Source organism: Bradyrhizobium murdochi, from assembly GCF_000472965.1.
Lineage (GTDB): Bacteria > Pseudomonadota > Alphaproteobacteria > Rhizobiales > Xanthobacteraceae > Bradyrhizobium > Bradyrhizobium murdochi.
Genome location: NZ_AXAU01000050.1, coordinates 1 through 10,582, shown reverse-complemented (window position 1 = coordinate 10,582; position 10,582 = coordinate 1). Strand labels below are relative to the sequence as shown.

The 10,582-nt window shown below is 58.2% G+C and carries 10 protein-coding genes and 3 pseudogenes; 6 read left to right on the top strand and 7 right to left on the bottom strand.

The annotated features are described in order from the left end of the window. From YUO_RS0136980 to YUO_RS0136970, 3 genes are all read left to right on the top strand, one after another. On the top strand, nucleotides 1–282 hold a 282-nt coding region (locus tag YUO_RS0136980), incomplete at its 5' end, for an integrase core domain-containing protein (RefSeq protein ID WP_156908941.1). Between the two features lie 353 nt (nucleotides 283–635). After that, nucleotides 636–779 (top strand): hypothetical protein, encoded by a 144-nt coding sequence (locus tag YUO_RS46855; protein WP_156908940.1) that lies wholly within the window; start codon nucleotides 636–638, stop codon nucleotides 777–779. Between the two features lie 385 nt (nucleotides 780–1,164). Continuing rightward, nucleotides 1,165–1,419, top strand: a complete 255-nt coding sequence (locus tag YUO_RS0136970; protein ID WP_028351639.1) for a hypothetical protein — start codon at nucleotides 1,165–1,167, stop codon at nucleotides 1,417–1,419. A gap of 58 nt (nucleotides 1,420–1,477) precedes the next feature. On the opposite strand, the gene YUO_RS46850 is transcribed toward YUO_RS0136970, so the two are convergent. After that, nucleotides 1,478–1,651, bottom strand: a complete 174-nt coding sequence (locus tag YUO_RS46850) for a hypothetical protein (protein WP_156908939.1) — start codon at nucleotides 1,649–1,651, stop codon at nucleotides 1,478–1,480. Nucleotides 1,652–2,071: 420 nt separating this feature from the next. On the opposite strand from YUO_RS46850, the gene YUO_RS0136960 reads away from it, so the two are divergent. Continuing rightward, a complete protein-coding gene (locus YUO_RS0136960) occupies nucleotides 2,072–2,359 on the top strand; it encodes a hypothetical protein (RefSeq protein ID WP_028351638.1) in 288 nt (95 codons plus the stop codon). Between the two features lie 764 nt (nucleotides 2,360–3,123). Here YUO_RS0136960 and YUO_RS0136955 read toward each other — a convergent pair. Continuing rightward, complete coding sequence (locus YUO_RS0136955) at nucleotides 3,124–3,876, bottom strand: enoyl-CoA hydratase/isomerase family protein (RefSeq protein WP_198028172.1); 753 nt, start codon at nucleotides 3,874–3,876, stop codon at nucleotides 3,124–3,126. Between the two features lie 794 nt (nucleotides 3,877–4,670). On the opposite strand from YUO_RS0136955, the gene ccrA reads away from it, so the two are divergent. Beyond that, nucleotides 4,671–5,951 carry a crotonyl-CoA carboxylase/reductase gene (gene ccrA / locus YUO_RS0136945; RefSeq protein ID WP_083754880.1) on the top strand — a complete coding sequence of 427 codons (1,281 nt, stop codon included), beginning with the start codon at nucleotides 4,671–4,673 and terminating at the stop codon, nucleotides 5,949–5,951. 239 nt (nucleotides 5,952–6,190) lie between these two features. Further along, nucleotides 6,191–7,211 (top strand): annotated as a pseudogene (locus tag YUO_RS43210) (IS110 family RNA-guided transposase). A gap of 354 nt (nucleotides 7,212–7,565) precedes the next feature. On the opposite strand, the gene YUO_RS48335 reads toward YUO_RS43210, so the two are convergent. From YUO_RS48335 to tnpC, 5 genes and pseudogenes are all read right to left on the bottom strand, one after another. After that, the gene (locus YUO_RS48335; RefSeq protein WP_235782956.1) at nucleotides 7,566–7,736 is read right to left on the bottom strand and encodes a hypothetical protein; all 171 of its coding nucleotides are present in this window, start codon (nucleotides 7,734–7,736) and stop codon (nucleotides 7,566–7,568) included. A 25-nt stretch (nucleotides 7,737–7,761) separates the two neighbouring features. Continuing rightward, nucleotides 7,762–7,962: pseudogene (locus YUO_RS49215) on the bottom strand (IS3 family transposase); the annotation flags it as partial. A 368-nt stretch (nucleotides 7,963–8,330) separates the two neighbouring features. Continuing rightward, nucleotides 8,331–8,510: a transposase gene (locus YUO_RS43200; protein WP_083754878.1), complete on the bottom strand. Its 180-nt coding sequence runs from the start codon at nucleotides 8,508–8,510 to the stop codon at nucleotides 8,331–8,333. Between the two features lie 47 nt (nucleotides 8,511–8,557). Further along, nucleotides 8,558–8,830: pseudogene (locus YUO_RS43195) on the bottom strand (transposase); the annotation flags it as partial. Between the two features lie 100 nt (nucleotides 8,831–8,930). Continuing rightward, nucleotides 8,931–10,496 carry an IS66 family transposase gene (tnpC, locus tag YUO_RS0136920; RefSeq protein WP_035728364.1) on the bottom strand — a complete coding sequence of 522 codons (1,566 nt, stop codon included), beginning with the start codon at nucleotides 10,494–10,496 and terminating at the stop codon, nucleotides 8,931–8,933. Between the last annotated feature and the right edge of the window lie 86 nt (nucleotides 10,497–10,582).

The window sequence follows — 10,582 nt, the reverse complement described above, 5'->3', positions numbered from 1 at the left end:
TTCGTCGAGAGCTTCAACGGGCGCATGCGCGACGAACTGCTCAACGAGAGCCTGTTCTTCGATCTCGACGACGCCAGGACAAAGATTGCGATATGGGTCGCCGACTACAACGGTGACCGTCCGCACTCGTCGCTGAAATACCTCACCCCGGCGGCCTACGCTGCCACATTCACCGCAACGGGCGATTGGCTGCGCAACCCCGACCAGCTTCGCCGATCGCCCGTTGCTCCACCTGCGCCATTCGGCGTACAAAACCCCGAGACTCTAACTGCCACTGGATGAAACTTCAGTGGCAGGTCAGCTCCAGTCCCATGATTGCTACGATGAATGATCTAGCACGTTTGTAACGCGAGAGCGATCTTCTCGCCTTTCTCCAGAAATGGTAGGTGGCTCTCTTTGCTTTGTGCTGTAGTATTCACCCACCGACGATCAGTCGCGTCTAAAGTGCCACGATTTGTACGTGGCGGCAATTCGCGAAACGACAGCTCGAGACGACTAGAGATCGTGAGAGTTCTCCAGAGTCTTGTACCTAACGAAGAACCGCATATTCAAGAGATATCGGGGTTGCACATGGCAGGTCCAACAAACCTTCCCAGAAGCATTCGCAGACCGTCGGGTCATACCAGGAGTTTCCAATGACGCTTACCCGATTGATCCTCATGAATGCGCTGACGAGGTTTGTGCTCGGCATCCAAGTGACGAACATCAATGTCGCGGTTGCCGCGCACTTCTCCGAGCCGAGCAAGAGATTGCTGCGGGTTTCAAACGGAAAACTGTGACGAGCATCGGTGCAAGCGGACGGTTTTACAGCGAGACTACGCCAGGCGCTCCCTTTCAGGCGTTTCTCTCGGCCGAAGACTTCCGCCTGTAAGGAATTGGTCGAGGATGGTCCCGCCGTTCCCGGAAAGCGGCATCACGTACACGATCGGCACGTTCGAGCCATGCTGGAAGACCGCGAATTTCGTGAGGCGCCGAACGTTGAACGCAAGAGTGGTCCTCTTATGGGATCGACATGCCTTGCGCGAATTTCATATTCGATGGGGCAGATATTCGAGCGCGTTACGAGCCAGCTTGCAAGCAGACGACCTTTGGGCAGCTACAGCGTCGATTTGGCAGGTGGCGGCTGAGCCGCCTACCTTTTGAAGGTATGAAAGGATCATGAACATGAAGCAAGTTGAACCTCCTTCGTGTAGCCGCGTAGCGTCGACCGTATTTGTAGGCAGGAATCGTCGTGGCAACTGGGTTGCCCGCGAACGAAACGGTCTCTTTGGCGGCCTCTTCGTGAACCGTGCCCAAGCGCTCAAATACGCGCTTTTCGAGAATGGCCATCGTCGAGAAAACCTCATCGAGGTGTCGCGCGAAATTGAGCTCGATATCCCGCCAATTCGCAGATTGCCGGCGCGAGGCGCGTACGCCTGATACGTCGACGCAATTGAGAAGGGTCGGATGCTGAGCTTTGCTGCGCGTTCGATCGGAATCAGATCGTCGATACCATGATTGCGCTCACGTACACATCCAGTTTGGATAGTGAGATCATCACGGTCAGCGACTCCATACCAAAAATTGCCGCGTCGTCGGCCTTGTGACGCTGTTTGGGACCATTGGAGAGTAGGACATGGCCGGCTGCTGATGCCGGAGTGGCTTTAGACATAAGTTTCGTCCGCCTCAGCGAAACTGGAGGTGCAATTTCCCCGCCCAACAGCAGTGACAAGAACCGGCACCTCTCCAACTCTCCAGTCTCACGATGCCTTCGCGCGCCATGCAGGACACCTAGAAGACTCTTTAGCGCACCGAGGCAATTGACCGTCTGACTGCTACCAAGGCGAGATACGCCTCTCAAAGATCGAGGAACTCGCTGTCCAACGATGCGCCACCAGCCAGCAGGGGCCTTCGCGAAGCGGACATCTTGGCCATCAGTCGACCAGGAGGGCGATTGAGCGAATATGTCAAGAAGTGGCAATCCTTCCTACGCTTCCCCCAGAAATGGTAGGGGACTCTCTTTCCCTTTTCTGTATTCTCTCCATTCAGAAAAACGTTGAGAGCCTATGAGCGTCTTATCGAGTATAGCTCAATGAGAAATATTCTAATTTCCTCGAATTGGTTAAACGATAAGGCGATCGATGACGCTTTTATAAGAACTCCTGCTCAAGCCACAATTAGCGATTTCCTTCGACAAGTCGTGCGCGACAGCAAACTGGAATCGGCCGCTCAATCTGTGATCGGCGAACGACAGAAGCAACTGCTGATCATTATTAACTTACTTCGCTATGCTGAGGCTGAAATACTTGAGTTGAATCTTGAAATATCGGCCGTTCTCTTGGGGGCCGCGATCACCGATCTCACTCAACAGTTGGATTAGTGCGCGGGCGGACGCAACCCTCTCGCCGGGTATACCGCCTTGTGGAGACGGATCTCGGTCGTTAACTGCGGTACAAAGAAGTAGGCGCCGCGCAACTATGCGCCTGAAGCGCACCTGGCAATACAGTTCCGGTGCCTGGAACAGTCCGCCGCAGGGCCAATATTTGGCTCAATCGGCCTAGTCGCCGCACTAGTTCATTGGGTAAGTGCCGATCGTCGCAGCGAGCCGATCTTGCCACGTCCACAGCAAAGTAGAGATCTTTCAGCTCGGGACAGCGAGTGATGCAGCGCAGTTCTGCGTTGGATAGATTAAGAACAGGTAGTCAAGAGATGTTAGCGGGCCACCTAAAGACTCTCACGCAATCCCAGCTGCATCGCGCAGCTGTCGTCCTTGTCCTTGACAAGCCCCCGCGATCCGCGCCTTTCGCGACATGTGTGCCCGACGGATGGACGAAACCAGGTATGAGTTTCTCCGCATCGATGCCTGAAGTAGGGGGATAAGCATGTCGCAGTCAAATCCATTAGGCAGCGGAGCACCATCGCGCCTCTCCTCTTGTCGAAAATGGGCTTCACATGATCGCCGACCCAAGCAGCGTTCGCGGAGCCCGGTGCAATGGATGTCATTGGTCCCATGCGTTGTTATTAACGTTTCGCATTTCGCCATCGAAGTAGATTGCTTACGTCCTCGCTAGTCCTATGCAGGCTGGATCAGTCCAAGGATGGCAACGTCATGCGCCAAGGGCCCTTCGTTCTGAATTACGGCCATCATCGTCGCATAACTCGAGCGAAATGGGCCTGGGCGGAGTTGCTACGGAATCCGTCTAAAAGAATATTCTTTGCCATCGGCGCCAACTCCCTCAGCCCCGCGATGAAGGAACGGTTCACAGACTCCTTCGTTCGCCGATAAGCGACTTCCGGATAGGCGCCAAGCAGCCCAGCTCGCCAAATGGCTCTCTCGACGACATCCTTCGTCTCAGCAATCTCATTGAAAAGTTTGTGTTCTACGCCCCATCCAACCGGCACAACCTCAGAGCCGAAGATAACATCCGACATTGCCGCGCGCCCAAGCGATTTCCGGAGCATGTAGGCGCCGATTGGACAAGCCAGCCCCTGCTTGAGTTCCCAGCCGAGCGCCTTCGCTGTTGGCGTTCCCACGCGCCAATCGCAGCAAAGTGCTATCTGGAGTCCGGCCCCTATGGCATATCCGTCAATCCCTGCGACGGTAGGCTTTGTTACGCTTAGAATCGCAATGTAAAGCCCGAGTGTCCGGTTTATCAGGTTCTCAACGTCGGCCGACGTTTTAACTTCGCGTGCTTCGCTTAAATCGTCACCGACGCCGAAAGAGCGGTCTACTCCACCAGTAAGGACCATTGCCTTCACGGCGGGTTCGTCTTGGGCCCATCTACAAGTCTCGACAATACCTTGCTCAAGCTCTCGGTTGAGCGGGTTTACCGGCTTTTCGCGATTGAACTGCGCCACAAGGACACTCCCCCTCGTGTGAACATTTAGTGCTGCCATGCACATCTCCCGTGATGTTGTGGGAACGTCACCGTTTCGGCGGCGGAGTGGCTTACGTAGGATCAAGAGTCGTGTAACCGAGCTCAACTCCTGCCGGGGCTAGTCCAATCACCTCGTTGTGCCCGCGGCCACTCTTCTCGTGCATTCGAGCTTTATCAATTTTTCGATCCAAGCCAAGAGCAAAGTTCTCCTTATCGGCGTTATTTTTTCTTCTATTATTCTCCTATTAGGTGTAGACTCCTTTCGATTGATCGGCGCGATAGATCAGTCGAAGAGCATGCGATCCAGGGCTTACTCCATTCCGCAGGGATGTGGTCGATGGCGACTCTTGGGAGGCGAAGGAGGACTCACGCGATATCGCTAAGAATCGGAGAGACGATGTTCCGGGTCGAGATGTCTGAAGAAGAACTCAGAGTCGTGTTCTTACGCGCGCCGACCGTAGATACGGAAAGCGCTCGGAGAAAAGAGATCTTGAGTCTGATTGCGCGCCTCGGCGATCGCCTCAAGGTCGATTTCTCGTCGATGCGGAGAGGTTTCAAAGGTGAAATGGACACCCGTCGCGCAACTGCCGCACGGTCTGGCGCATATGCTCGGAGCAAGCGCCTTCGGCTGTCGTCACTTCCGGGGCTCAACGCGCTGGCGGCGACCTCGGCAGCCGTCTGCAAACTGCCGCGGCTAGTCGCCTGGACCAGACTAGTCGAGTACCGCCGCAGGCGGTTGCTTGACGTCCGTGCGAAGAGACGAGCGCGACTGGCCGAACTCGTCGGACCTGTCATCATTTTATCGAGGTACTAATGAGCAGGATCAATCAACACAACGGCCACGATCCATCCCTGGCGAACTGCGCACAGACGGTCGTGAAGAATCTTTACGAAATTGGGGAAATTCCGCCATTGGGCCATGCACCGAAGCACATGCATGCCTGGGTCATACGCCGTGAGCGGCACGGTGATCCAGAGAATGCAATGCAAGTGGAGGTCGTCGATACGCCCGCTGTAGGGCCAGAGGACGCCCTGGTCATGATTATGGCGGCCGGGGTAGGCTACAATGGTGTTTGGGCGTCCCTCGGGCAGCCAGTTTCGCCCTTCGATTTGCATCGGCACTCCCATCACATTGCCGGATCCGATGCTGCGGGAATTGTTTGGTCCGTCGGAGATCGCGTAAAGAAATGGAAGGTGGGTGACGAGGTGGTTGTCCATTGCCATCAGCACGACGGCGACGATGTCGAGTGCGATGGCGGTGATCCCATGTTGTCGCCTTCTCTGAGAATTTGGGGCTATGAAACTCCGGACGGATCTTTCGCACAATTCGCACGCGTTCAATCGCGTCAGCTATTAACCAAGCCGACGCACCTGAGCTGGGAGGAGAGCGCCTGCTATATGGGCACGGTGGGGACTGCATACCGAATGCTGTTTGGTCATTACCCGCATGCGGTCCGACCAGGTCAAAACGTGTTGGTGTGGGGTGCGGCTGGCGGGCTTGGCTCGATGGCGGTTCAACTCGTAACATTAACGGGCGCTAACGCAATCGGCATCGTTTCTGAGGAATCGAAGCGTGACTATGTGATGTCCTTGGGTGCCAAAGGCGTGATAAACCGCAAAGAGTTTGACTGTTGGGGTCGACTTCCCGATAGCGATAAGATCGCTGCATACAGGGATTACATGAAGGAGGTGCGCCGCTTCGGCAGAGCCATTTGGGAGATTACAGGAGGGGGCGCCGATGTCGACATTGTCTTCGAGCATCCGGGAGAGATGACATTTCCAGTGAGCTGCTACGTCGTGAAACGAGGCGGAATGGTTGTGTTCTGTGGTGGGACTTCGGGTTACAACCTTACTATGGACGCTCGCTTTATGTGGATGCGGCAAAAAAGAGTCCAGGGCAGCCACTTCGCGAATCCATATCAATTGTGGGAAGCGAATCGGCTTGTTCATGAACGGCGAATAAATCCATGCCTTTCCGAAGTCTTCACCTGGGACGAAATTCCGCGCGCACACAGGAAAATGTGGAGAAACGAGCATCAGCCTGGAAACATGGCGGTTCTTGTCCAAGCAAGTGCGGCGCAGATGACTAGATAACTGGAACCTAGCTTGGCGACCAATTCATACGCCAATTCACTTACGAACTTTGAAGTGGACCCATGCGTGGGGCCACGGGACCGGTTTGTTGGTTGGAATCTCGGCCGCTCCGATCTCCCGAACTGATCACGCTGCAAACCGCTGCTGCCGTTGTTGCGGCTGCGATGGGGTGGACGCCCCTCGACGGCATCGATGTGCCAAAGTGAAGGGTGTTGAACCGTCACAAAAAGGAAGCGTCCGTGAACGAAGTTAGCACGATTGGACTAGACTTGGCGAAACATGTTTTTCAGGCACATGGCGCAGACGCTGGCGGCGATGTTGTTTTCCGCAAACAGCTGCGTCGTGACAAAGTTTCTTTGCCCAGCAGCCTGCGTGCCTGGTAGCGATGGAAGCCTGCGCCAGCGCCCATTACTGGGCTCGTGAGATTGGTCAAGCTGGGTCACACGGTGCGTCTGATTCCACCGTCCTATGTAAAGCCCTTTGTTAAGCGCCAGAAAAACGATATGGCGGATGCAGAAGCGATTTGCGAAGCAGCCCAACGCCCCACCATGCGCTTTGCCCCCGTGAAGGGTGAGGATCAGCAGGCGAGCGCGGTCGTGTTTCGCGCTCGCGATCTTTTGGTCCGGCAACGTACTCAGATCATAAACGCGTTGCGAGGTCCACCTCGCCGAATACGGCCTGGTCGTTGCGAAGGGAGCATCCAATGTCGCCGCGCTGATTGAGCACGCGCAAGCTTCCGGGAGCAGCGTGCCAACGGCGGCGCAACCGGCGCTCGATATCCTGGTCAAGATGCTGGGGGTGCTGGAAGAGCAAATCAAGCAGCTCGATATTGAGATCGCGCGACGAGCCCGGGAAGAGGAAGTTGCTCGACGGCTTATGACGGTTCCTGGCATCGGCCCAATCACGGCGACAGCTCTGATGGCGCTAGCGCCTGAGCCTGAAAGCTTCAAACGTGGCCGGGATTTCGCCGCGTGGTTGGGGTTGACGCCGCTGCAACGTTCAACTGGTGGAAAACAGAAGCTCGGCCAAATATCGAAAATGGGTGAGCGAACACTGCGGCGTCTCCTCATTATCGGGGCGAGTGCGGTGGTGAAGCTGGCTCGCCGACGCGGTGCATCGCAAGGGACATGGCTGGAGCGCATGCTCGCTCGTAAGCCGCCCATGCTTGTCGCCGTCGCGCTTGCCAACAAGATGGCTCGTACCGTTTGGGCTTTGATGGTCAACGGTGGGGTCTACAAAGCTCCGGTCGCAGCGGCTTAATCGCTTAGTCCGCCCGACCAGAGGTCGTCGAGGAGGTAGGAAGGTCAAACGGAAGGTACGGCGCAACAGTCGATGAGACGGGGTCAGGAAAACCAGTACATGCCCAGGTGCTTCCAAGTACGCCGCTGTGATTTGGACCTGATCCGCGAACTCCCATACGGGCCCGCGACATATGACGGTCGCAATAAAGGCCGGACAGATGTCAGCACCCGACTACGCGCAACACCTAATCGAAAGATTCTTCTTGCATTCACCGGGGCGTCCACAGATGGGCATGTGGGCAACACTTTAGCGTTGTCCAAGCGCAGCGTCACATCCACAGCCGTGTCGGACGTCCTCGTGCTTGAGCGAGCGTCACAGTCGCTCGATGAACACGTTGACCATCCAGCGGCCGCGGCCGTCCATCAAGATGCGAATGCCGGCCGCCATGAGCGCGCCGATGAAGGCAGCGCTGGTGAACTGGCTGCTCTGATCGATGTTGAAGATCTCCAGCCGCCCGAAGCGCGAGCGCCTCCTGCAGGGCATCGAGGCAGAACGAGGTGTCTATCGCGTTCGACAGCCGCGAGACCTTTACCTCCCGGCTCACCCGGTCCATGATCGCCATCAGATAGAGGAAGCCGCGGCCGATCGGAATGTAGGTGATGTCTGCGCACCAGACCTGTTTGGAGCGCTCGATCGCGAGGCCCCGCGGCAGACAGGGGAAGATCTTGTGCCCCTGGCGCGGGCTTCGTGGTGCGGGGCTTCGGCCCAAGCGCCGCGAATCTCATCCTGCGCATCAGCCGCTGTATGCGCTTACGATTGACCCCATGGCCCGCCGTCCGCAGCATCGCCGTCATCCGCGACGAGTCGAGGGACTGCCAGGCTGTGAACAACTCGTCGATCCGCCGCATCAGCGCCGGATCGTCGTTGGCGGCCAGGCGCAGCCGATAGATGCTCGAACGGGCGACGCCGAGCAGCTGGCACTGCGGGCGCACCGACAGGTTGGAATGATCCCGGTCCACGAGCGCATGGCGGTCCGGGCGCTCATCTTCCGGACCTCTTCGCGAAAAAATCGCGATCGAGGATCAAGTGGCCGATCTTGCCATGCGGTCGATCTCGCGCTCGCGGTTGGCTCTGGCATCACTGCTGCCGCTCTCGAAGGTCGCGCCGCCTGCTCTGCTTCTTCCAGGCGTAAATCTGGTTCGGATGCACCTGATAGCGCTGCGACAGATCGGCTATTGTCGCTTGTTCGCGCAGCGCTTCCAGCGCAATCTTCGCCTTCAGCGCCGCGTCAATCTTCCGCCTCGTCCTCTGCGTCATTCCTCGCTCCGTCTGTTGCACGGAACGGCGCGAAATCCAACTAGAACCTATCTAAAAAATTGCCGGAACAGGATCAGCAGGCAAGCGAAGTTCTGCGGATAGAACTCCCAGCGGACCAGCAAGCGACGCCTCCACTGTATCCAGGCGAAGAAGCGTTCAACCAGCCAGCGCCGAGCATAGCGACGAAGTCTGCGCCGGTCTTGGGTGAGCGACCTCATCCGGTTAGAGCGATGGGGAGCGATCATCTCAGTGCCGTATGAGCGCAGTTTTTGATCGAGCGCGTCGCTGTCGTAGGCGCGGTCGCCGATCAGGTTCTCTGGCTTGGCCTCGATCATGTAGAAAATCGAAGCAAAGCTGCACCAAGGTAAGCATCCGGCGGCGGCCCCCGGCCAGGCCGTTTTGGCGGCAGGCTGATCGCGCTTAAGCGGCGTGAGCGACGTTCTGAGGTCGCCAATTCCAGGGCAAAAGTTCGTGGATGCGCTTAGCGGGATAGTCCGGCAGGCGGGCCAGCACGTCGGCGAGCCAAGCCTGTGGATCGATGTCGTTGAGCTTGGCGCTGGCGATGAGGGTGTAGATCGCAGCCGCACGCCGGCCGCCCTCATCGGAGCCGGCAAAGGTCCAATTTCTTCTGCCCACGGCGACAGCCCGAAGCTCGCGCTCGGCGGCATTGTTCGACATGCAAAGCCGTCCGTCATCAAGGAAGCGGGTAAATGCGTCCCAGCGGCTGAGGCGGTAATTGATTGCCTTTGTCGTATCGTTGTTCCTGGAGAGCTTGGCGCGCTGTTCGCGCAACCACGCTTGAAGTTCGACGATCAGAGGGCGGCTACGCTCCTGGCGCACGCGCAGGCGCTCCTGCGGAGCAAGACCGTTGATCTCACGTTCGACGGCGAACAGGACATCGATGCGCTTGACCGCCTCGGCCGCGATCGGCGCCTTGCTGAGCCGCGCGAGATCGAAGAACTTGCGCCTGCCGTGAGCCCAGCATGCAGCCTCGACGATCGGGCCTGCCTTGCGATTGGCCTCGTAGAGCCTGCTGAAGCCGGCATAAGCGTCGGCCTGCATCAGCCCGGCATAGCCCGCCAAATGCTGCTCCGGATGCTCCCCACCACGATCCGGCGAGTAGAAGAACATGGCTGCGGGAGGATCCGGCCCGGCAAACGGACGGTCGTCGCGCACATAGGTCCAGAGCCGGCCGGTCCGGGTCTTGCCCTTGGCGAGAACCGGCACCGTGGTGTCATCCGCATGGATGCGCTCGGCAGCGAAGACATGGCTCCGGATTGCGTCGACCAGCGGCATCAGGGTTGCGGCCGACGCGCCCACCCAGTCGGCGAGCGTCGAGACATCGAGGTCGATGCCTTCGCGCTGGTAGACGTCGCTCTGACGATTGAGCGGCAGGTGCAGGCCGTACTTGGCGAACAAGACATGAGCGAGCAGCTTCGGCCCTGCACGCCCGCGCGCAATTGGATGCGAGGGCGCCGGCGGCTGGCTGATCGCTTCGCAGGCCCGGCAGACGAACTTCTCGCGCACGTGCTGGATCACCTTCCACTGGCGCGGAATGAGTTCCAGCATCTCGGTCACGTCCTCGCCGATCTTGCGCAATCGGTTGTCGCCGCAGCATGGGCAGGTCCCTGGCACCGGATAGACAATGCGCTCCCGTGGCAAATGCTCCGGCAGCGGCCGGCGCGCCGGCTTGCGGCGCTCGAACGATGGCACCGCAATCTTCTCGGCTGCCGCCGCGGTCTCGGCTTGCGCGGCGTTCTCCTCCAGATCAGCGAGCTGCAGTTCGAGCTGGTCCAATAGTGCCCCGCGCTCGGAGGACTGTCCGAACTGCTGGTGCCGCAGCTTCCTGATCGTGAGTTTGAGCTTCTCGATCAGCAATGTCCGCGCTTGGGCCTCGGCTTCCGCAGCCAACCGGGCCGCGCGCTCGGCGCGCAACATTGCCTTCAACGCGGTCACATCGTTGGGGAGAGAATCATCGGCGCCCATCGCCGACCAGAGAATCACAACATGGAGGCTCTGTCCGGGCTGCCGAGCACGTAATCGATTCAAATCCCGGCGATCAGCCCGCCGCC

Excerpts from the sequence above, each read along its gene's own strand:
- YUO_RS46855 (WP_156908940.1), top strand. The coding sequence starts at position 636 with ATGACGCTTACCCGATTGATCCTCATGAATGCGCTGACGAGGTTTGTG.
- YUO_RS0136970 (WP_028351639.1), top strand. The coding sequence starts at position 1,165 with ATGAAGCAAGTTGAACCTCCTTCGTGTAGCCGCGTAGCGTCGACCGTA.
- YUO_RS46850 (WP_156908939.1), bottom strand. The coding sequence starts at position 1,651 with ATGTCTAAAGCCACTCCGGCATCAGCAGCCGGCCATGTCCTACTCTCC.
- YUO_RS0136960 (WP_028351638.1), top strand. The coding sequence starts at position 2,072 with ATGAGAAATATTCTAATTTCCTCGAATTGGTTAAACGATAAGGCGATC.
- YUO_RS0136955 (WP_198028172.1), bottom strand. The coding sequence starts at position 3,876 with ATGGCAGCACTAAATGTTCACACGAGGGGGAGTGTCCTTGTGGCGCAG.
- ccrA (WP_083754880.1), top strand. The coding sequence starts at position 4,671 with ATGAGCAGGATCAATCAACACAACGGCCACGATCCATCCCTGGCGAAC.
- YUO_RS48335 (WP_235782956.1), bottom strand. The coding sequence starts at position 7,736 with ATGCCCTGCAGGAGGCGCTCGCGCTTCGGGCGGCTGGAGATCTTCAAC.
- YUO_RS43200 (WP_083754878.1), bottom strand. The coding sequence starts at position 8,510 with ATGACGCAGAGGACGAGGCGGAAGATTGACGCGGCGCTGAAGGCGAAG.
- tnpC (WP_035728364.1), bottom strand. The coding sequence starts at position 10,496 with ATGGGCGCCGATGATTCTCTCCCCAACGATGTGACCGCGTTGAAGGCA.